This is a genomic window from Streptomyces sp. NPDC002994, from assembly GCF_040611155.1.
Lineage (GTDB): Bacteria > Actinomycetota > Actinomycetes > Streptomycetales > Streptomycetaceae > Streptomyces.
The window spans coordinates 1-19,789 of the sequence record NZ_JBEXNQ010000009.1; the positions used below are offsets into that span (position 1 = coordinate 1).

Below are 19,789 nucleotides of genomic sequence, written 5' to 3' on the forward strand. Positions count from 1 at the left end.
CGCGTGGCGGGGGGCGCGGCGCTCCTGGTTGGGGGGGCTCCGCATAGATGTGGTCTTGTTCCCCGTTAAACATGCGGGGTTCGGCTTGGTGGAGGCGGCGTGGGGCGGTTTTTCACGTGAAACACCGCCCCTCGCTCGCACGTTACGGGGTGCGTCCCGACCGGTCCCAGCGGAACACGGCCGCAGCGGCCGCCGCGTAGACGAGAGCGACCCCGATCACCAGCGTGGCCGAGCGGCCGTCGGCGGGCAGCATCAGCGCCGCCGTCGCCGCGGCGCCCACGAAGGCGACGTTGAACAGCACGTCGTAGATCGAGAACACCCGCCCGCGATAGGCGTCGTCGACCGACGACTGCACCACCGTGTCGGTGGTGATCTTCGCGCCCTGCGTCGTGAGGCCGAGGACGAAGGCCGCGATCATCATCGGTACGGGCTCGAAGGGCAGCGCGAGGGCAGGCTCGAGTACGGCGGCCGACCCCGCACACATGACCATCCACCCGTACGGTCCGAGCCGCCCCACCACCCACGGCGTCAGCACGGCGGCCGCGAAGAACCCCGCCGCTGAAACGGCAACGGCGATGCCGAGCAGCGCCAGCCCCTCGTCCCCCCGGGCCCCCGGCCCGCCGGACCAGGCGTACCGGCACAGCATCAGCACCATGACCGTCAGCGCGCCGTAGCAAAAGCGCATCAGCGTCATCGCGGCCAGCGCGCGTGCCGCGGCGCGTCGCTCCGACAGATGCCGCAAGCCGTCGGCGAGCCCCTGTGCCGTGGAGGCCAGCGCGGCGCCCAGCCGGGGCTGCACCTGATCGGGATCCGGGCCGAGCAGTTCACGGTTCATCCGCAGCGACGACAAGGCGGCGCAGAGGTAGAGGGCCGCCCCCAGCAGCACCACCGCCGCATCGGAGTCCGACGCCACCAGCCGTACGGCGAAGGCCAGGCCGCCCCCCGCGGTGGCGGCGAGTGTCCCGGCTGTCGGGGAGAGCGAGTTGGCCATGACGAGCCGCTCGGCGTCGACCACGCGGGGCAGTGCGGCCGAGAGCCCGGACAGCACGAAACGATTGACGGCGGTGACGGAGAGAGCCGAGACGTAGAAGAGCCAGTCGGGCACGGACGCGAGGATCAGCACCGCCGTGCCGCAGGCGAGCACCGCCCGCAGCAGGTTCCCGTACAGGAAGACCTGTCGGCGCCGCCAGCGGTCGAGCAGCACGCCCGCGAACGGGCCGACGGCCGAATAGGGGAGCAGCAGTACGGCCATGGCTGAGGCGATCGCGCCGGGCGAGGTCTGCTTCTCCGGGGAGAAGACGACGTACGCGGCGAGCGCGACCTGGTACACGCCGTCCGCGCACTGGGAGAGCAGCCGGACCGTCAGCAGGCGGCGGAAGTTGGTCAGGCGCAGGAGTACGCGCAGATCACGTACGACGGGCATGCGAGCAAGCGTCACACACGGCGAGGGTCCCCGGGCGGATTACCCGGGGACCCTCGCCGATCGGACTGCTACTGCTGCGCTTTTAGCGCTCGACCTCGCCCGCGATGAAGCTCTCGACGGCGCGGTGGGCCGCGTCGTCGAAGTACTGCACCGGCGGGGACTTCATGAAGTACGAGGACGCGGAGAGGATCGGGCCGCCGATGCCGCGGTCCTTGGCGATCTTCGCGGCGCGCACGGCGTCGATGATGACACCGGCCGAGTTCGGGGAGTCCCAGACCTCGAGCTTGTACTCCAGGTTCAGCGGGACGTCGCCGAAGGCACGGCCCTCGAGGCGCACGTACGCCCACTTGCGGTCGTCCAGCCAGGCCACGTAGTCGGAGGGGCCGATGTGGACGTTGTCGGCGCCCAGGTCACGGTCGGGGATCTGCGAGGTGACGGCCTGCGTCTTCGAGATCTTCTTGGACTCCAGGCGCTCACGCTCGAGCATGTTCTTGAAGTCCATGTTGCCGCCGACGTTCAGCTGCATCGTGCGGTCCAGGACGACGCCCCGGTCCTCGAACAGCTTCGCCATGACGCGGTGCGTGATGGTGGCGCCGACCTGCGACTTGATGTCGTCGCCGATGATCGGGACGCCCGCCTCGGTGAACTTGTCCGCCCACTCCTTGGTGCCGGCGATGAAGACCGGGAGAGCGTTGACGAAGGCGACCTTGGCGTCGATGGCGCACTGCGCGTAGAACTTCGCAGCGTCCTCGGAACCGACGGGCAGGTAGCAGACGAGGACGTCGACCTGGCGGTCCTTGAGGGTCTGGACGATGTCGGCCGGGGCCTCGTCGGACTCCTCGATGGTCTCGCGGTAGTACTTGCCCAGGCCGTCGAGGGTGTGACCACGCTGCACGGTGACGCCCGAGTTCGGCACGTCACAGATCTTGATGGTGTTGTTCTCGCTCGCGCCGATGGCGTCCGCGAGGTCGAGGCCGACCTTCTTCGCGTCGACGTCGAAGGCGGCGACGAACTCGATGTCCTTCACGTGGTAGTCGCCGAACTGCACGTGCATGAGACCCGGCACCTTGCCCGCCGGGTCGGCGTCCTTGTAGTACTCGACGCCCTGCACCAGCGAGGCGGCGCAGTTGCCCACGCCGACGATGGCTACGCGAACCGAACCCATTGGCGGTTGCTCCCTGTGTGTTCTCTACGAAGCCCTGCGGATGTGCAGGGCCTCACTTGACGGTGTCGTCGGACGGACCCGGCGGGGAGTCATCCCGGTGCCGGGGCAGGCCGTCCGTCTGTCCAGATGTGGTGTCGTGACGAGCCGGGGACTCGGGGTCGGATCGTCGCTGATCCCGCCCCGCCCGCTCGCTCTCGATGAGCTCGTTCAGCCAGCGCACTTCGCGCTCGACGGACTCCATGCCATGCCGTTGCAGCTCAAGCGTGTAGTCGTCCAGGCGCTCCCGGGTACGGGCCAGGGAGGCGCGCATCTTCTCGAGACGCTCCTCCAGCCGGCTCCTGCGGCCCTCGAGCACCCGCATCCGCACCTCGCGCTCCGTCTGTCCGAAGAAGGCGAAACGGGCAGCGAAGTGCTCGTCCTCCCAGGAATCGGGACCGGTGTGGGAGAGCAGCTCCTCGAAGTGCTCCTTACCTTCGGCTGTCAGCCGGTAGACGATCTTCGCCCGGCGTCCGGCGAGCGAAGCGGCGAGCGCGTCCTCGGGAGCGCTGCCGGGCTCTTCGATCAACCAACCGTTTGCGACGAGCGTCTTGAGGCAGGGGTAGAGCGTCCCGTAGCTGAAAGCGCGGAAGACCCCCAGTGAGGTGTTGAGCCGCTTTCGCAGCTCGTAACCGTGCATGGGGGACTCGCGCAGCAGGCCGAGCACGGCGAATTCGAGGATGCCTGAGCGCCTGCTCATCCTTCGCCTCCTCAGTCGCCGACGGGCCTTATGCCGAGCTGATGTATCGACTCGATACATCCAGACGATAGATCGGCTGTCCCGCTTCGACAAGGGGGGCCATGGTGAACGGCGTCACATCACCAATTCGATGCACGCAACTTGCCTGATTTGGGGTGAACATCGGCACTGGGTGGGTTTTGACGGTGCGTAGTCTGTGCGGCATGCAGACCACCGGGAACCAAGTGACGCCTGGGAGCGTCCTCGTCCTGGATGCACATGAGGCCGTACGGACGAACCCGATCCCGGGCTGGTCCGTACTTCGGGGGGACCGGAACTCACCTGCCGCTTCCAGGCGATCTCGCCTGCCCGAGGAGTAGTCGTTCGATGAGCGAGCACCGTCGCAAACCGTCGCAGCCGCAGGACGGAGGACGTGCCGCGGCCCGGCGAGCCGCCCAGCAGCCATCAGGCCGCCGCGCGGCCCCCACGCGGGACACCAGCAGCACCACCGAGATGCTTTCCGGCTCGTACGGAGAGGAACGTCCGCCCGGCGGCAGAGCGGAAGCCCGCCGGGCCGCCCAGCGCGGCACGGCGGGCGGCTCACGCCGACGAGGCGCCGAGCCTGCCGGCCGGGGCTCCGGACGGTCGCGCGGGGGCCCGCCGCCCAAGGAGGACCGGTTCATCAACTACCCGCGCTCGGAGAAGTACGGGTGGCGGCGGTTCGTACCGTCCTGGAAGCTGGTCGGCGGCACCTGCCTCGGCTTCTTCGCGATCATGGTCGCGGGCGCGGGGGTGGCCTTCGCATGGGTCGACAAGCCCAACCCGCAGTTGATGGCTCAGGCACAGAACAACGTCTTCTACTGGGACGACAAGACGCAGCTGGCCGCGACCGGCGGAGAGCGCAACCGCCAGTCCGTCGGCATCGCCGAGATTCCGCAGTCCATGCAGGACGCGGTGATCGCTGCGGAGAACGCCTCTTTCGAGACCGACTGGGGTGTCGACCCCATGGGTATCGGCCGGGCCGTCTTCAACATGGCCATGGGCGAGGAGACGCAGGGCGGCTCGACCATCACCCAGCAGTACGTGAAGAACCTGTACCTCAAGCAGGACCAGACGATGAAGCGGAAGTTCACCGAGCTCATCATCTCGCTCAAGGTCGGCGCGACGGACGACAAGGACGACGTCATGGAGGGATACCTGAACACCGCGTACTTCGGGCGCGGCGCGTACGGAATCCAGGCCGCGTCCCAGGCGTACTTCGGCAAGGACTGCCAAGACCTGAACGCGTCCCAGAGCGCCTTCCTCGCGGCACTTCTCAAGGGTCCGAACCTCTTCAACCCCGATGGCGGCATCGGCGACAACGCCACCCGCGAGAAGAACACGGAGCGCGCCAAATACCGCTGGTCATGGATCCTCGACCGCGAGGTCGAGGTCGGCCGGATGGAGCCGGCTGAGGCGGACAAGTGGAAGAAGGCCGGATTCCCCACGCTCAACGACTCCGACCTGGCCAGTGGCCTCGGTGGCCAGAAGGGCTACCTGGTCGAGACCGCCAAGAAGTACGTGATGAAGCAGACCAACATCACGCCGGAGAAGTTCGAGCTCGGCGGCTATCGCATCTACACGACCTTCAACAAGGACAAGGTCAAGGCGATGGAGAAGGCGGTCAACAAGACGCGCAAGGCGTTCCTGGACACCAAGGCGCGCCCCGAAAAGGACAAGTTCGTCCAGTTCGGTTCCGCCTCGGTGGACGTGAAGACCGGCAAGATCGTCGCGCTCTACGGCGGCGAGGGCTGGGACAAGAAGCACTTCACCAACAACGCCGACACCTCCGGCGTCCCTGTCGGCTCGACCTGGAAGCCGTACGTCCTCGCCGCGGCGATGGAGCACGGCACCCACAACTCGGGCGGTGAAGGGCTCTCGCCGCTGAGCAAGTACAACGGCAACGACATGATCGAGATCAAGTACCCCAGCGGTAATCCGGTCCCGGGAAAGAACGGGCAGCCGTTCCGTCAGAAGAACGAGAGCGACAAGGCGTACGGCTACGTCACGCTCAGGGAAGCGATGGAGAAGTCCATCAACACCCCGTTCGTGCAGCTCGGCATGGACGTGGGCCTGGACAGGGTGGCCGAGATGGCAGCGAGCACCGGAATCCTCGAAGAGAGCATGGACCAGCGGAACGCGTCCTTCTCCCTGGGTACGTCCACCCCGAGCGCCATCCGCATGGCCGACTCGTACGCGACCTTCGCCGACTCCGGCACGCACCGCGAGCCCTACTCCGTGAATGAGGTCCGCCTGAAGGGCGAGCAGCTGCCCGGCTTCGAGAAGCCCAAGGCCCAGCGGGCGATCGACCCTGACGTCGCGGACAACGTCACCGACGTCCTGAAGAACGTCGTCGAGAGTGACGAGGGCACCGGCAAAAAGGCGCAGGAGCTGGGGCGCCCGGTCGCCGGCAAGACCGGTACCACCGACAAGAACAAGTCGGCCTGGTTCGTCGGCTACACCCCGCAGCTGTCGACCGCGGTCACCCTGTTCCGTACGGACCCCGAGTCCCGCAAGCTGCTCTCGATGAACGGAACGGGCGGCGTCTCCTCCATCCACGGTGGTGACATTCCCACCGAGGTGTGGACGAACTACATGCGCGACGCGCTCAAGGGGGAGGAAGTGGAGGACTTCCCCGAAGCGCTCCCCATCGGCAAGAAGGCCGACTCGGCCGGTGCGCCGACGCCGAAGCCGAGCGTCACGCCCAGCCAGACGCCGTCCTCGACCCCGTCCTCGACCCCGTCCTCGACCCCCTCGGAAACCACGCCAACACCCTCCGCGACCCCGACCGAGACCGAGACGTGCGAGCCGCTCGACTGGGCCTGCGAGAGCGGTGGGAACGACAACGGCGGCACTGCCGACGGCGGCACGGACGCGGGCGGCACCGACGCCGGCGGTACGGACGCAGGCGGAACCGATACCGGCGGCACCACCGGCGGCGGAACCACCGACGGCACCACGACCGACGGCACGACAACCGACGGCGGCACCGACGGCAAGCCGGGCAACGGCAACGACGGTGGCCTGTTCGGCGGAGGCGGCGGCTGACGCCACGCCCCACCCCACCCCTGACGAGGGCCGTCGCACCCCGGTGCGGCGGCCCTCGCCGCATGCACAGCCCCGTACGGCAGGATGACCCCCATGACGAGCGTGCACGAGGACCGGCCCGTAGTACGGCCCACGCAGCAGGACAAAGTCGCCGCGGCGGGCAGCGAGCTGATCGGCGGACCCGTCGGCCGGTGGGCCCGGCTGGAAGCCGGCCGGCTCACGCCGGTCCGCGTCGTAGCCCTCGTCGCCATCGGCATGTTCGCGCTCGGCATGGTGCAGAAGATCCCGTGCTACGAGTGGGCCTGGTTCCGCGGCACCAGTTCGCAGTACACCCACGCCTGCTACTCCGACATCCCGCACCTCTACCTGGGGCGGGGCTTCGCCGACGGTCTCGTACCGTATTTCGACCGCCTGACCGGCGACATGGAGTTCCTCGAATACCCCGTCCTGACAGGGCTGTTCATGCAGGTCGCCGCCTGGTTGACCATGCCCTTCGACGGCTCCGTCCAGGAGCGCGAACAGGCCTACTGGATGGTCAACGCGGGCATGCTGATGATCTGCGCCGCCATCATCGCCGTCTGCGTCGCCCGTACCCACCGACGACGCCCCTGGGACGCCCTGCTCGTCGCTCTCGCGCCCGCCCTCGCCCTCACCGCCACCATCAACTGGGACCTGCTCGCCGTCGCCCTCACCGCCGCCGCGATGCTCATGTGGTCCCGGGGACGCTCCCTGGCCTTCGGCATCCTCATCGGGCTCGCCACCGCCGCGAAGCTCTATCCCGTACTGCTCCTGGGACCGCTCCTCGTGCTCTGCTGGCGAGCCGGGAAATACCGGGAGTACGGAGCCGCGCTGCTCGGCGCGACAGGCGCCTGGCTGCTCGTGAACCTGCCCGTCATGATCTTCGCCCCCGAAGGGTGGAAGAAGTTCTACACCTTCAGCCGGGAACGGACCGTCGACTTCGGCTCGTTCTGGCTGATCATCACGCAGCGCACCGGCAAGTCGCTCGACGTCGAAGCCGTCAACACGTACGCCACCCTGCTGATGATCCTGCTGTGCGCCGGCATCGCCGCGCTGACGCTGACAGCGCCGCGCCGGCCGCGCTTCGCCCAGCTCGCCTTCCTGGTCGTCGCCGCGTTCATCCTCACCAACAAGGTCTACTCACCGCAGTACGTCCTGTGGCTCATCCCCCTCGCCGCCCTGGCCCGGCCGCGCTGGCGCGACTTCCTGATCTGGCAGGCCTGCGAGGTCATGTACTACCTCGGGATCTGGATGTACCTCGCGTACACCACCAGCGGCGACAAGCAGCGCGGACTGCCCCCCGAGGGCTACCAGCTCGCCATCGCGCTGCACCTGCTGGCCACGCTCTACCTGTGCGCCGTCGTCGTACGCGACATCCTCATGCCCGAACGGGACGCCGTACGGCGCGACGGCTCGGACGACCCCTCGGGCGGCGTCCTCGACGGGGCCGAGGACACCTTCGTCCTGGGGAAGGCGGCGCACCCGCCGCGGCACGCGGTGCACCACTTCGAGGGACCACGGGTGGAATGGGGCACCACGTCCCGGACATGACCTCCCGGGACAAGCGTCAGCGGCTGCTCAGCGGTCGACGATACGGTCGAACTGCGTAGTCGTGTGGCGCAGATGGGCCACCAGCTCCTCGCCCACCTTCGGCTCCTGCGCGTCCGAGGGGACGAACAGGATCGACACCTGCATGTGCGGCGGCTCCGCGAACCAGCGCTGCTTGCCCGCCCACACGAACGGCGCGAGATTACGGTTCACCGTGGCCAGACCGGCCCGCGCCACGCCCTTCGCGCGCGGCATCACCCCGTGCAGCGCCTTGGGCGCCTCCAGGCCGACACCGTGCGACGTACCGCCCGCCACCACCACGAGCCACCCGTCCGACGCCGCCTTCTGCTGGCGGTAACCGAACCGGTCGCCCTTGGACACCCGGGTCACGTCCAGCACCGCGCCGCGGTACTCCGTGGCCTCGTGGTCGCCCAGCCACAGCCGCGTGCCGATACGCGCACGGAAGCGGGTCTGCGGGAACTGCTGCTGCAGCCGCGCCAGTTCCTCGGCCTTCAGGTGGCTGACGAACATCGTGTGCAGCGGAAGACGCGCCGCCCGCAGCCGGTCCATCCAGCCGATGACCTCCTCGACCGCGTCGGAACCGTCCGTACGGTCCAGCGGGAGGTGCAGGGCGAAGCCCTCCAGGCGTACGTCCTCGATGGCCGCGTGGAGCAGCCCGAGCTCCTCCTCCTTCACGCCGTGACGCTTCATCGAGCTCATGCACTCGATCACGACACGGGCGCCGACCAGCGCGTGCACCCCGTCGACCGACGACACCGAGCGCACCACCCGGTCCGGCAGCGGAACCGGTTCCTCACCGCGCCGGAACGGCGTCAGGACGAGCAGGTCACCGCCGAACCAGTCCTTGATGCGGGCCGCTTCGTAGGTGGTGCCGACGGCCAGGATGTCCGAGCCGAAACGGGTCGCCTCGTCCGCGAGCCGCTCATGGCCGAAGCCGTAGCCATTGCCCTTGCAGACCGGCACGATTCCCGGGAACTGGTCGAGCACGGACTTCTGGTGCGCCCGCCAGCGCGCGGTGTCGACGTAGAGGGTGAGCGCCATGGCCGGTCCGGAACCTTTCTCGTGGCTGCGGTGTATCAGAGGTATGAACGGAAACGGGGTCGGGCAGGGATCAGCGGTACGACATGTACATGTCGAGCGCCTTGTGCAGCATCTTGTTGAGCGGGAAGTCCCACTCGCCGACGTACTCCACAGCCTCCCCACCCGTACCCACCTTGAACTGGATCAGGCCGAACAGGTGGTCGGTCTCGTCGAGAGAATCGGAAATACCCCGCAGGTCATAAACGGTCGCACCCATCGCGTACGCGTCACGCAGCATCCGCCACTGCATCGCGTTCGACGGCCGGACCTCACGGCCGATGTTGTCCGAAGCGCCGTACGAGTACCAGACATGCCCACCGACGACCAGCATCGTCGCCGCCGACAGGTTCACCCCGTTGTGCCGCGCGAAGTACAGCCGCATCCGGTTCGGGTCCTCGGCGTTCAGGACCGACCACATCCGCTCGAAGTACGAGAGCGGACGCGGCCGGAACCGGTCACGCACAGCCGTGATCTCGTACAGGCGCTGCCACTCGGCGAGGTCCTCATAACCGCCCTGCACAACCTCGACACCGGCCTTCTCGGCCTTCTTGATGTTGCGCCGCCACAGCTGATTGAAGCCCTTGAGCACGTCGTCCAGCGACCGGTTCGCCAACGGCACCTGGTACACGTAACGCGGCTGCACGTCACCGAAACCGGCGCCGCCGTCCTCGCTCTGCTGCCAGCCCATCTTCCGCAGCCGGTCCGCCACTTCGAAGGCACGCGGCTCGATGTGCGTCGCCTCGATGTCCCGCAGCCGCTTCACATCCGGATCCTGGATACCGGCCTTGATGGCCGGCGCGTCCCAGCGCCGGATCACCACCGGCGGGCCCATCTTCACGGAGAACGCCCCCTGCTGCTTCAGATGCGCCAGCATCGGCTGCAGCCAGTCGTCCAGATTCGGCGCGTACCAATTGATCACCGGGCCCTCGGGCAGATACGCGAGATACCGCTTGATCTTCGGCAGCTGCCGGTACAGCACCAGGCCGGCACCGACCAGCTGGTCACTCCGGTCGAACCAGCCCAGGCTCTCCGAACGCCACTCCGTCTTCACATCAGCCCACGCCGGGACCTGGCAATGGCTCGCCGACGGCAGGCTCTGGATGTACGCCAGATGCTGCTCGCGGCTAATGGTCCTCAGGGTCAGGCTCATGCGGGGCGCTCCTCGGCAGGTCTGTCCCCATGGGATCAGGGGCTCCGGCTCTCGCGCCGAAGCCTACTGCGCCTAAGGAGCGCCCCGACTGGCCCGCTGACCCAGCCGGGCCTATCCCAGCACCCCACCGAACAGGCCACCGTGCGCCATACCGAGGTAGAAGCCGACCGCGGACGCCCCCAGCCCGACGATCAGCAACGTCCGCTCGCGCGTCGTGACCGAGATGAACTGCCCGTACGCACCCGCGATGATCCCCACCAGCCCCGTCCAGGAGCTGATCAGATGCAGGTCGTGGAACATCGCCGTGACAAAGGCGACCACGCCCAGCAGCACCGTCACGGCGACCAGAGTGTCCTGGCGCGGATGGGGCTTGCCGTCGGTCTCGAAGAGGGAAGTCGAGGAGTGTCGTCGCATTGCCTGTGCCATGGGGCACCTCCTGCTCGAAGCGGCGAACCGTGATGCCGCACACACCCGATGTGTACAGATTGTGGGCCTTCCCGCCCGGATTTCAACCGCAAGGCGGTGAGCAGGTAGTCTGTACGGTCTGCACCGGTGTCTGCCCATGTCAGAAAACAAGCCTCTTCTCTCGAAGAAGGCGGCTTGTCAGTGGCGGCCGATACCGTTGCGTACGCATCACGACCCTCCTGCCACGGAACGACCGTGGCCGCTGAGTCCAAAGGAGGTGGGTTCCACATGCGTCACTACGAAGTGATGGTCATCCTCGACCCCGATCTCGAGGAGCGCGCTGTCTCCCCGTTGATCGAGAACTTCCTCTCCGTCGTCCGTGAGGGCAACGGAAAGGTCGAGAAGGTCGACACCTGGGGCCGTCGTCGTCTGTCCTACGAGATCAAGAAGAAGCCTGAGGGCATCTACTCGGTCATCGACCTGCAGGCCGAGCCCGCAGTCGTCAAGGAGCTCGACCGACAGATGAACCTGAACGAGTCGGTCCTCCGGACCAAGGTCCTCCGCCCCGAAACCCACTGAGCTCAGTAGCTCAGCGGTAATCGGGTCCGAGTAGCAACAAGCAGCCAGCAGCAATCCCCGCCGAGAGGTTCACCCATGGCAGGCGAGACCGTCATCACGGTCGTCGGCAATCTCGTCGACGACCCCGAGCTGCGCTTCACCCCGTCCGGTGCGGCGGTCGCGAAGTTCCGTGTCGCGTCCACTCCCCGCATCTTCGACAAGCAGACCAATGAGTGGAAGGACGGCGAAGGCCTGTTCCTCACCTGCTCGGTCTGGCGTCAGGCGGCGGAGAACGTCGCAGAGTCGCTTACGCGAGGCATGCGCGTCGTCGTACAGGGCCGGCTCAAGCAGCGGTCCTACGAAGACCGCGAGGGCGTCAAGCGCACGGTCTACGAGCTGGACGTCGAGGAAGTCGGCCCCAGCCTCAAGACAGCCACGGCCAAGGTCACCAAGACCACCGGCCGCGGCGGTCAGGGCGGATACGGCGGCGGTCAGCCGGGCGGCCAGCAGGGCGGCGGCAACTGGGGCGGAGCCCCCAGCGGCGGCGGCCAGCAGCAGGGCGGCGGCGCACCCGCCGACGACCCCTGGGCCAGCAGTGCACCGGCCGGCGGCGGTCAGCAGCAGGGCGGCGGCAGCTGGGGCGGAAGCTCCGGCGGTTCCGCCGGCGGCGGCTACTCGGACGAGCCCCCCTTCTAGGGCGGGCCCGTACACCACTTCTTGATCACACAGGAGAAACACCATGGCGAAGCCGCCTGTGCGCAAGCCTAAGAAGAAGGTCTGCGCATTCTGCAAGGACAAGGTCACGTACGTGGACTACAAGGACACGAACATGCTGCGGAAGTTCATTTCCGACCGCGGCAAGATCCGTGCCCGCCGCGTGACCGGCAACTGCACGCAGCACCAGCGTGACGTCGCCACGGCAGTCAAGAACAGCCGTGAGATGGCGCTGCTGCCCTACACGTCCACCGCGCGATAAGGGAAGGGTGACCGAAAAATGAAGATCATCCTCACCCACGAGGTCTCTGGCCTCGGCACTGCCGGCGACGTCGTTGACGTCAAGGACGGCTACGCTCGCAACTACCTGGTCCCGCGTGGTTTCGCGATCCGCTGGACCAAGGGTGGCGAGAAGGACGTGGCGCAGATCCGCCGCGCCCGCAAGATCCACGAGATCGCGACCATCGAGCAGGCCAACGAGATCAAGGCCAAGCTCGAAGGCGTGAACGTCCGTCTGGCCGTTCGCTCCGGCGACGCCGGCCGTCTCTTCGGTTCCGTCACCCCGGCCGACGTCGCTTCGGCGATCAAGGCTGCCGGTGGCCCCGACGTCGACAAGCGCCGCGTTGAGCTGGGCTCGCCGATCAAGACCCTTGGTTCGCACCAGGTCTCGGTGCGTCTGCACCCCGAGGTTGCCGCGAAGCTCGGCGTCGAGGTCGTCGCCGCCTAAGGCTGCGCACCTCACAGCAGTACGAAGGGCCGCACCCCACGGGTGCGGCCCTTCGCCGTTTCACGTGAAACATCGCTTTCGCCCAGCGCGTGGCTTCGCTCAACGCGTGGCGCCCGTGACAATCCAGCGGCCCGAACGCGCACGCAGCCAGAGCGTCACCATCCGCACCGCCATCATCAGCGTCATCGCCCACCACAGGGCGGTCAGCCCACCGCCCAGCACCGGCACCAACAGTGCCACCGGCGTGAAGACCGCCAGCGTCGCCAGCATGGCCCACGCCAGATAACGCCCGTCCCCCGCGCCCATCAGCACACCGTCCAGCACAAAGACGATCCCCGAAATCGGCTGCGAGACAGCCACCACCAGCAGCGCCGTCAACAGCGCGTCCCGCACCACCTGATCGCTCGTGAACAGCGGAATGAACAATGGCCGCGACACCGCGACCAGCACGCCGAGCACGACCCCGGACGCGATGCCCCACTGCACCATCCGGCGGCACGCTTCCTGCGCACCCTTGGCGTCGCCGGCGCCCAGATAGCGCCCGATGATGGCCTGGCCCGCGATGGCGATCGCGTCGAGGGCGAAGGCCAGCAGACTCCACAGGGACAGAATGATCTGGTGGGCGGCGACATCCGCGTCACCGAGCCGGGCGGCCACCGCGGTGGCGATCACCAGGACGGCACGCAGCGAGAGCGTACGCACCAGCAGCGGTGCTCCGGCCTGCGCGCAGGCCCGTATGCCCGCGGCGTCGGGGCGCAGGGATGCGCCGTGCTTCCTGGCGCCCCGTACCACCACCACGAGATAGGCGGCGGCCATCCCGCACTGGGCGATCACAGTGCCCCACGCGGAACCGGCGATGCCGAAACCGGCGCCGTACACCAGGCCCACATTCAGCAGAGCGTTGGCGGTGAATCCGCCGACGGCGACGTACAGCGGTGTCTTCGTGTCCTGGAGACCGCGCAGGACACCGGTGGCCGCCAGGACGACGAGCATCGCGGGGATGCCCAGACTGGAGATCCGCAGATAGGTGATGGCGTACGGAGCCGCCGTGTCGGAAGCGCCGAAGACGTCGACGAGCCAGGGGGCGGCGGGCAGGACGATCGCGATCACCGCGGCGCCGAGGAGCAGCGCGAGCCAGATGCCGTCCATTCCCTGCCGGATGGCGGCCTGGAGATCGCCCGCGCCGACGCGGCGGGCGACCGCGGCGGTGGTGGCGTAGGCGAGGAAGACGAAGACGCTCACCGCGGTCATCAGGAGCGTGGCGGCGATGCCGAGACCCGCGAGTTGCGGGGTGCCGAGGTGGCCGATGACCGCGCTGTCGACCATCACGAAGAGGGGCTCGGCGACCAGGGCGCCGAAGGCCGGGAGGGCGAGCGCGATGATCTCGCGATCGTGCCGGCGTCGGCTGGTCTTCGCTGCCGTGGGGGCCTGAGTCATGAGGTCAATCTAATCTTCCACAGGTAAGAGATGCAATGGCCTTGCGATCCTTACGGACGGGTGCTTTTCGGGTTCGGCTGTGCGCCGTTTGTTCTGATCTTGAACCGGGGGGCGAAGTTTTTCTTCCCCACAGCCGGTGGATGGAGAAAGTGCAGGTCAGGGCCGTGGAGGTGGGTGCGTTATGAGTTTGTCCACAGTGCTGTCCCCCGGTCCGTGCACAGGTTCGGTGGACTTCTCCACAGCAAGTGGTCTTTCGTCCACATGGCCTGTGGATAACAAGATTGGCTGACGGTGCCCGCGGGCCTACCGTGGTGCGGCGCCCGCCTTCCGTTCCGGCCCCGGAAGCTCGTCGAACCCGATGCGCCGGAACCGGAGTCGGGCGTCTCATTTGTCAGAGCCGTGCCGTAAGAAAGAGTGGCACAGCGAGGTCCGCGCAGCGGACGGGAGGAGGTGGCCCGGTGAGCATTTCCGAGCCATTGGACGACCCCTGGGCCGACAGCGGTCCTGGTGACCGTCTGCCCGCCTCCCGTCGGCGCCGGGGTGAAGGCAGGGGGCGGGACGAGCAGCACGACCGCGGCGGTGAGAGTGGTGGTGGCTGGGAGGGCGGGGCTCCTGCCTTTGAGCGAGTACCCCCGCAGGACCTTGACGCGGAGCAGTCCGTTCTCGGCGGCATGCTGCTGTCGAAGGATGCCATCGCCGACGTGGTGGAGATCCTCAAGGGGCATGACTTCTACCGCCCGGCCCACGAGACCGTCTACACGGCGATTCTCGACCTCTATGCCAAGGGTGAGCCGGCCGACCCCATCACGGTGGGCGCCGAGCTGACCAAGCGCGGCGAGATCACGAAGGTCGGCGGCGCCTCGTATCTGCACACCCTTGTGCAGACGGTGCCGACGGCGGCCAACGCGGAGTACTACGCCGAGATCGTCCATGAGCGGGCGGTGCTGCGCCGGCTGGTCGAGGCGGGCACGAAGATCACGCAGATGGGATACGCGGCCGACGGCGATGTCGACGACATCGTCAACGCCGCGCAGGCGGAGATCTACGCCGTCACCGAGCAGCGGACCAGCGAGGACTATCTGCCGCTCGGCGACATCATGGAGGGCGCGCTCGACGAGATCGAGGCGATCGGTTCGCGTACGGGCGAGATGACCGGTGTGCCGACCGGTTTCACAGACTTCGACTCGCTGACGAACGGCCTGCACCCTGGCCAGATGATCGTCATCGCGGCCCGTCCCGCCATGGGTAAGTCGACGCTGGCGCTGGACTTCGCGCGGGCCTGCTCGATCAAGAACAACCTGCCCAGCGTGATCTTCTCCCTGGAAATGGGGCGCAACGAGATCGCGATGCGCCTGCTCTCGGCGGAGGCCAGGGTGGCGCTGCACCACATGCGTTCCGGCACGCTGACGGACGAGGACTGGACGCGGCTGGCGCGGCGTATGCCGGATGTCTCGCAGGCGCCGCTGTATATCGACGATTCGCCGAACCTGTCGATGATGGAGATCCGGGCGAAGTGCCGTCGGCTGAAGCAGCGCAACGATCTGAAGCTGGTGATCATCGACTATCTGCAGCTGATGCAGTCGGGTGGTTCCAAGCGTGCGGAGAGCCGCCAGCAGGAGGTCTCGGACATGTCCCGAAACCTCAAGCTGCTGGCGAAGGAGCTTGAGCTGCCGGTGATCGCGCTGTCGCAGTTGAACCGTGGTCCCGAGCAGCGTACGGACAAGAAGCCGATGGTCTCCGACCTGCGTGAATCCGGCTCGATCGAGCAGGACGCGGACATGGTCATCCTGCTGCACCGTGAGGATGCGTACGAGAAGGAGTCGCCGCGCGCGGGCGAGGCGGACCTGATGGTGGCCAAGCACCGTAATGGTCCGACGGCGACGATCACGGTGGCGTTCCAGGGTCACTACTCGCGCTTCGTGGACATGGCGCAGACCTGATCCGTATAAAAACCTGATCCGTATAAAAGGGGTCGACGGGGTGGGGTCGTGCCGGTAGGTGTTGACCATGACCTCACCGCTCGAAGAGCTGCTTCCCAGTACGCAACGCGCCCTCCTGCATCGCATCGCCACCGCACAGGCCGAGGGGAGGGCGCCCTCGTTCGTCGCGGCGGTGCAGCGTGATGGGCAGACCGTGTGGACGGGGTCCCGTACCTGTGTCGACGGGCATGGGCCGGATGCGGATACGCAGTACCGGATCGGTTCGATCACCAAGACTTTCACCGCTGTGTTGGTGCTGCGGATGCGCGACGAAGGCCTGCTCGACCTCGGTGACCCGCTGGAGAAGCATCTTCCGGGTACGGGGGTGGCGGGTGGGGTGACTGTTGCTCAACTGCTCAGTCATACCGGCGGGTTGTCAGCGGAGGCGCCGGCGCCGTGGTGGGAGCGGACGCCTGGCAGTCTGCGTCCTGAGTTGGCCGATGTGCTGGGTGAGCAGGCGCGTATGCATCCGGCCGGGCGTACTCACCATTACTCCAACCCCGGTTACACGCTGCTGGGTCAGCTTGTGGAGGCGGTGCGTGGGGAGTCCTGGGCGGAGGTGCTGCGGCGGGAGGTTCTTGAGCCGCTGGGGATGGGCCGTACGAGCGCGGAGCCCGAGGCGCCGCATGCCGGTGGGTGGGCGGTGCATCCATGGGCGGATGTGATGCTGCCGGAGCCGGCGGTGGACCTTGGGCTGATGGCTCCGGCCGGTCAGCTCTGGTCTACGACCGGCGACCTCTGCCGCTTTGCCAGGTTCCTTGCGGTGGGCGACGAGAAGGTGCTGAGTGCGGAGTCCGTACGGGAGATGCGTACGCCGGCTGCTCCGGCGGGTTCTGGGGACGCGGTCGGTGGCTATGGGCTGGGGTTGCAGATCGTCCAGGGCGGCGGTCGGACGCTGGTGGGGCACTCCGGGTCGTTGCCGGGCTTTGTGGCGGGCCTGTGGGTGAGCGTGGAGGACGGGGTGGCTGCGGTGGCGCTCGTCAACGCTACGTCGGGGGTGTCCGCTCCGGCGGTGGCGGCCGATCTGATCCGCATTGTGGTGGAGGCCGAGCCGCGGATCACGGAGCCTTGGCGGCCGCTGCCTGAGGCCGAGGTCGACCAGGAGCTGCTGGCGTTGACGGGGCCCTGGTTCTGGGGCACTTCGTCGTACGCCCTGACTCTCGTCGCCGATCGTGGCGTGGAGCTGCAGCCGCTGCGGGGCAACGGGCGCGGATCGCGATTCGCCGCGCGGCCGGACGGTATGTGGACCGGTCTTGATGGTTACTACCTTGGGGAGACGCTCCGGGTGGTTCGGCGGGAGGACGGGTCGGTGAGTCATCTCGACCTGGGGTCGTTCGTCTTCACACGTGAGCCGTACGAGCCGGGGGACGCGGTTCCTGGAGGCGTGGACGAGGGTGGCTGGCGCGGGCTGTGACGTTTCACGTGGAACCCGGCATGCGGGTGCCGGGCCGGTAGAGTGCGAGCGGGCCCGAAGCCGCAAGTTCGGATTGCGACTTCGGGCCCGATCTGTGGACAGACTCCAAGGGTCGTGTCTTTAAGACACGACCCCTTAAGGTGCGACGTTGAGGACCTGCAGCTGGGCTCCGTTGTTCCATGCCTCGAGCAGGCCGCGGTGGACAGCCGTCACGTCGTGGCGGGCGGCCAGCAGGAGGGCGTCCCGTGTGAAGGGGCAGGTGGCGACGAGTAGCGCGATGTCGGCGTTGTATTCGAGCTTGGCCATGCCGATGAACTGCTGAACGTCGCCGCTGGCGATGGTCGATCCGGGGTTGCGGGACTTGCACTGGACGACGATGCGGCGGCCGTCGGGGGTGTAGGCAACGATGTCTGCGCCGGTGTCGCCGTGGCCTCCGGTGACCGTCACCCGGTCGCAACCGTCGCGTCGGCAGAGCCAGGCGATGTGTTGCTCGAACTGGCGGGGGTTCATGGCGTCGAGTGCGCCCATCGATCCGGCTGCCTCGCGTTCGCGCAGAACGCGCCGGAGGTGGGTGACTTCGTCCTCGAGGGCCTGGATGCGGCCCCGGTGTTCACCGTCGTTCTCGACGGCGGCGTTGAGCAGGGGGACGACGGCGCGGCCGATAGTGGTGCGGCAGACGTCCTCCGCGATGTCGGCGATCTTTCCGTCGGTGCGCGTGGCCAGACGCTGGTCGAGGACTTCGGTGATGTGCTCGTCGAGCAGCGAGGCAAGCCTGTGGACAAAGTTATCCACAGGCTGCGAGCGCTGGTTTTCCTCGACGTCGAGCAGGTGGGTACGCACCTGACGTGCGACGATGCTGTCGCGCAGCAGCATTGCGACGTTGAGCACGGTCCTTCTCGTGAACAATCCGACCTTGCTCGTGTAGCGGTCCACGGAGGCTCCTGCCTTAAAGCGAGTAACCTCCTCGCTGGTCGCCAGGCGGTAGCCGTTCGACTCGAGCTCCTCGCGGTGGTCGCTCACCATGTTGTGAATGGTGGTCTCGAGTACCTCGAAGTATGTGGCGACCATCTGTGTCGTCACATGCGTCCCGTCAGGGAGCAGTGAGAGCGCCTTGACTTTGTCGAGCGCTTCGGTGCGCTCAGCGACGCTGTTGCGCAGTGCCCTTGATTCCAGCAGGGCGACTTCGTTGACCATCCGGCTTGTCTCCTCCTGGGCCTTGAGGCCCGTTCGAGTGGAGGGGCGGCATCCGGACATACGGCCGCCCCTCATGCCAGGGGCAACGAGTCAAATCGGATAAAGAAACGGTTTTCAGATACTCAGCTTGAATCCGACATGGGAGGCTTCGAAGCCGAGTCGCTCGTAGAAGCGGTGGGCGTCGGTGCGGGTGGCGTCGGAGGTGAGTTGGACCAACTGGCAGTTCTGTCGGCGGGATTCGTCGATGGCCCACTCGATGAGTTGGGTGCCGAGGCCGCTGCCGCGTTCGTCGGTGTGGATGCGTACGCCTTCGATGATCGAGCGGGTGGAGCCGCGTCGGGACAGCCCGGGGATGACCGTGAGTTGCAGTGTGCCGACGATGCGGCCCTCGCGTGCCGCGACTACCAGGTGCTGATGGGGGTCGTCGGTGAGGCGGGTGAGGGCGGCGGTGTACGGGGCGAGGTCGTCGGGGGACTCGCGCTGGGCGCCCAGGGGGTCGTCGGCGAGCATGGCGACGATGGCGGGGAGGTCTTCGGGGGCTGCGGGGCGTATCTCAAGGTCGCTCATGGGGGCAGGTTACGCAGCGGGTGCGGGGGCGCGCAGTTCTTCGACTGCCCTGACCAGGGGCGCCAGTTCGGGGTTCTTCGCGGCTTCGTCGAGGGCTTCGCGCAGTGCGGCGTCGTTGGTGGGGCGGGCTTCGGCGAGGAGGGCTTGGCCGGCTTCGGTGACGTCGGTGTAGATGCCGCGCCGGTCGGTGTCGCAGAGGTAGCGGGTGAGCAGGCCGCGGTCTTCGAGGCGGGTGACCAGGCGGGTGGTGGCGCTCTGGCTCAGTACGACGGCTTCGGCGACCTGCCGCATTTGGAGGTGTCCGCCGGGGCCGCTGTGCTGGCGGCTGAGGACGTCGAGGAGGGAGTACTCGCGGACGCTGAGGTTGTGCCGGCTCTGGAGGGCCTTCTCGATGTGGGCGTCGATCCTGCCGTGCAGCAGGGAGAGGGCGCACCAGCCTTGGGAGAGGGCGGTGAGGGCGGGGTCTGTCGCTGTCATGGATCTCTCCTTGTCCGGAGCGGCTTGAGCTCAGGATAGACGACGGGCGCAAAAGCCCGCGCTTGCATTTAGCCCGCGTCTGCAATTATTGTCGACGCTTGTAAGGCGCA

Annotated in this window: 18 protein-coding genes; 8 read left to right on the forward strand and 10 right to left on the reverse strand. The window is 67.5% G+C overall.

Features of this window, described 5'->3' with window-relative positions; all coding sequences use genetic code 11:
* Window positions 1-142: 142 nt before the first annotated feature.
* From ABZX79_RS13790 to ABZX79_RS13800, 3 genes are all read right to left on the reverse strand, one after another.
* Complete coding sequence (locus tag ABZX79_RS13790) at window positions 143-1,423, reverse strand: MFS transporter (protein ID WP_355255728.1); 1,281 nt, start codon at window positions 1,421-1,423, stop codon at window positions 143-145.
* A gap of 82 nt (window positions 1,424-1,505) precedes the next feature.
* Window positions 1,506-2,588, reverse strand: a complete 1,083-nt coding sequence (locus ABZX79_RS13795; RefSeq protein WP_355255731.1) for an inositol-3-phosphate synthase — start codon at window positions 2,586-2,588, stop codon at window positions 1,506-1,508.
* Between the two features lie 52 nt (window positions 2,589-2,640).
* Complete coding sequence (locus ABZX79_RS13800; RefSeq protein WP_355255734.1) at window positions 2,641-3,324, reverse strand: helix-turn-helix transcriptional regulator; 684 nt, start codon at window positions 3,322-3,324, stop codon at window positions 2,641-2,643.
* Between the two features lie 366 nt (window positions 3,325-3,690).
* On the opposite strand from ABZX79_RS13800, the gene ABZX79_RS13805 reads away from it, so the two are divergent.
* Both ABZX79_RS13805 and ABZX79_RS13810 read left to right on the forward strand, forming a co-directional pair.
* The gene (locus ABZX79_RS13805; RefSeq protein WP_355255737.1) at window positions 3,691-6,390 is read left to right on the forward strand and encodes a transglycosylase domain-containing protein; all 2,700 of its coding nucleotides are present in this window, start codon (window positions 3,691-3,693) and stop codon (window positions 6,388-6,390) included.
* Window positions 6,391-6,474: 84 nt separating this feature from the next.
* A complete protein-coding gene (locus tag ABZX79_RS13810; protein WP_355255740.1) occupies window positions 6,475-7,959 on the forward strand; it encodes a glycosyltransferase 87 family protein in 1,485 nt (494 codons plus the stop codon).
* A gap of 27 nt (window positions 7,960-7,986) precedes the next feature.
* On the opposite strand, the gene ABZX79_RS13815 is transcribed toward ABZX79_RS13810, so the two are convergent.
* The 3 genes from ABZX79_RS13815 to ABZX79_RS13825 form a co-directional block, all read right to left on the reverse strand.
* Entirely contained in the window at window positions 7,987-9,018 is a 1,032-nt protein-coding gene (locus ABZX79_RS13815; protein WP_355255743.1) for an alanine racemase, read from the reverse strand.
* Window positions 9,019-9,088: 70 nt separating this feature from the next.
* Entirely contained in the window at window positions 9,089-10,207 is a 1,119-nt protein-coding gene (locus ABZX79_RS13820) for a peptidoglycan bridge formation glycyltransferase FemA/FemB family protein (RefSeq protein WP_214974272.1), read from the reverse strand.
* 111 nt (window positions 10,208-10,318) lie between these two features.
* Entirely contained in the window at window positions 10,319-10,633 is a 315-nt protein-coding gene (locus ABZX79_RS13825) for a hypothetical protein (RefSeq protein ID WP_355255747.1), read from the reverse strand.
* 267 nt (window positions 10,634-10,900) lie between these two features.
* Between ABZX79_RS13825 and rpsF the strand changes: the two genes are divergently transcribed.
* From rpsF to rplI, 4 genes are all read left to right on the forward strand, one after another.
* The gene (gene rpsF / locus ABZX79_RS13830) at window positions 10,901-11,191 is read left to right on the forward strand and encodes a 30S ribosomal protein S6 (protein WP_006604399.1); all 291 of its coding nucleotides are present in this window, start codon (window positions 10,901-10,903) and stop codon (window positions 11,189-11,191) included.
* Between the two features lie 75 nt (window positions 11,192-11,266).
* Window positions 11,267-11,866, forward strand: a complete 600-nt coding sequence (locus tag ABZX79_RS13835) for a single-stranded DNA-binding protein (protein WP_355255750.1) — start codon at window positions 11,267-11,269, stop codon at window positions 11,864-11,866.
* A 43-nt stretch (window positions 11,867-11,909) separates the two neighbouring features.
* A complete protein-coding gene (rpsR, locus tag ABZX79_RS13840; protein ID WP_003949403.1) occupies window positions 11,910-12,146 on the forward strand; it encodes a 30S ribosomal protein S18 in 237 nt (78 codons plus the stop codon).
* 18 nt (window positions 12,147-12,164) lie between these two features.
* Window positions 12,165-12,611, forward strand: coding sequence for a 50S ribosomal protein L9 (gene rplI / locus ABZX79_RS13845; RefSeq protein WP_214974266.1), 447 nt, complete (start codon window positions 12,165-12,167; stop codon window positions 12,609-12,611).
* Window positions 12,612-12,710: 99 nt separating this feature from the next.
* Here the strand turns inward: rplI and ABZX79_RS13850 are convergent, their stop codons facing one another.
* The gene (locus ABZX79_RS13850; RefSeq protein WP_355255753.1) at window positions 12,711-14,048 is read right to left on the reverse strand and encodes an MATE family efflux transporter; all 1,338 of its coding nucleotides are present in this window, start codon (window positions 14,046-14,048) and stop codon (window positions 12,711-12,713) included.
* A gap of 458 nt (window positions 14,049-14,506) precedes the next feature.
* On the opposite strand from ABZX79_RS13850, the gene dnaB reads away from it, so the two are divergent.
* Window positions 14,507-15,988: a replicative DNA helicase gene (gene dnaB, locus ABZX79_RS13855; RefSeq protein WP_214974262.1), complete on the forward strand. Its 1,482-nt coding sequence runs from the start codon at window positions 14,507-14,509 to the stop codon at window positions 15,986-15,988.
* Between the two features lie 67 nt (window positions 15,989-16,055).
* Window positions 16,056-17,441, forward strand: a complete 1,386-nt coding sequence (locus ABZX79_RS13860) for a serine hydrolase domain-containing protein (protein ID WP_355255756.1) — start codon at window positions 16,056-16,058, stop codon at window positions 17,439-17,441.
* Between the two features lie 135 nt (window positions 17,442-17,576).
* On the opposite strand, the gene ABZX79_RS13865 is transcribed toward ABZX79_RS13860, so the two are convergent.
* The 3 genes from ABZX79_RS13865 to ABZX79_RS13875 all read right to left on the reverse strand — a co-directional run bounded on the left by ABZX79_RS13865 (window position 17,577) and on the right by ABZX79_RS13875 (window position 19,679).
* Window positions 17,577-18,635 carry a restriction endonuclease gene (locus ABZX79_RS13865; RefSeq protein WP_355255759.1) on the reverse strand — a complete coding sequence of 353 codons (1,059 nt, stop codon included), beginning with the start codon at window positions 18,633-18,635 and terminating at the stop codon, window positions 17,577-17,579.
* Between the two features lie 114 nt (window positions 18,636-18,749).
* Entirely contained in the window at window positions 18,750-19,202 is a 453-nt protein-coding gene (locus ABZX79_RS13870) for a GNAT family N-acetyltransferase (protein ID WP_355255762.1), read from the reverse strand.
* 9 nt (window positions 19,203-19,211) lie between these two features.
* Window positions 19,212-19,679: a MarR family transcriptional regulator gene (locus tag ABZX79_RS13875; protein ID WP_355255765.1), complete on the reverse strand. Its 468-nt coding sequence runs from the start codon at window positions 19,677-19,679 to the stop codon at window positions 19,212-19,214.
* Between the last annotated feature and the right edge of the window lie 110 nt (window positions 19,680-19,789).

What these genes read in the sequence shown, in the direction of transcription:
- ABZX79_RS13825 (WP_355255747.1), bottom strand. Translation starts at nt 10,633, where the DNA reads ATGGCACAGGCAATGCGACGACACTCCTCGACTTCCCTCTTCGAGACC.
- ABZX79_RS13850 (WP_355255753.1), bottom strand. Translation starts at nt 14,048, where the DNA reads ATGACTCAGGCCCCCACGGCAGCGAAGACCAGCCGACGCCGGCACGAT.
- ABZX79_RS13810 (WP_355255740.1), top strand. Translation starts at nt 6,475, where the DNA reads ATGACCCCCATGACGAGCGTGCACGAGGACCGGCCCGTAGTACGGCCC.
- ABZX79_RS13860 (WP_355255756.1), top strand. Translation starts at nt 16,056, where the DNA reads ATGACCTCACCGCTCGAAGAGCTGCTTCCCAGTACGCAACGCGCCCTC.
- rplI (WP_214974266.1), top strand. Translation starts at nt 12,165, where the DNA reads ATGAAGATCATCCTCACCCACGAGGTCTCTGGCCTCGGCACTGCCGGC.
- ABZX79_RS13865 (WP_355255759.1), bottom strand. Translation starts at nt 18,635, where the DNA reads ATGGTCAACGAAGTCGCCCTGCTGGAATCAAGGGCACTGCGCAACAGC.
- ABZX79_RS13795 (WP_355255731.1), bottom strand. Translation starts at nt 2,588, where the DNA reads ATGGGTTCGGTTCGCGTAGCCATCGTCGGCGTGGGCAACTGCGCCGCC.
- ABZX79_RS13835 (WP_355255750.1), top strand. Translation starts at nt 11,267, where the DNA reads ATGGCAGGCGAGACCGTCATCACGGTCGTCGGCAATCTCGTCGACGAC.
- ABZX79_RS13790 (WP_355255728.1), bottom strand. Translation starts at nt 1,423, where the DNA reads ATGCCCGTCGTACGTGATCTGCGCGTACTCCTGCGCCTGACCAACTTC.
- ABZX79_RS13870 (WP_355255762.1), bottom strand. Translation starts at nt 19,202, where the DNA reads ATGAGCGACCTTGAGATACGCCCCGCAGCCCCCGAAGACCTCCCCGCC.
- rpsF (WP_006604399.1), top strand. Translation starts at nt 10,901, where the DNA reads ATGCGTCACTACGAAGTGATGGTCATCCTCGACCCCGATCTCGAGGAG.
- ABZX79_RS13805 (WP_355255737.1), top strand. Translation starts at nt 3,691, where the DNA reads ATGAGCGAGCACCGTCGCAAACCGTCGCAGCCGCAGGACGGAGGACGT.
- rpsR (WP_003949403.1), top strand. Translation starts at nt 11,910, where the DNA reads ATGGCGAAGCCGCCTGTGCGCAAGCCTAAGAAGAAGGTCTGCGCATTC.
- ABZX79_RS13815 (WP_355255743.1), bottom strand. Translation starts at nt 9,018, where the DNA reads ATGGCGCTCACCCTCTACGTCGACACCGCGCGCTGGCGGGCGCACCAG.
- ABZX79_RS13820 (WP_214974272.1), bottom strand. Translation starts at nt 10,207, where the DNA reads ATGAGCCTGACCCTGAGGACCATTAGCCGCGAGCAGCATCTGGCGTAC.
- ABZX79_RS13875 (WP_355255765.1), bottom strand. Translation starts at nt 19,679, where the DNA reads ATGACAGCGACAGACCCCGCCCTCACCGCCCTCTCCCAAGGCTGGTGC.
- ABZX79_RS13800 (WP_355255734.1), bottom strand. Translation starts at nt 3,324, where the DNA reads ATGAGCAGGCGCTCAGGCATCCTCGAATTCGCCGTGCTCGGCCTGCTG.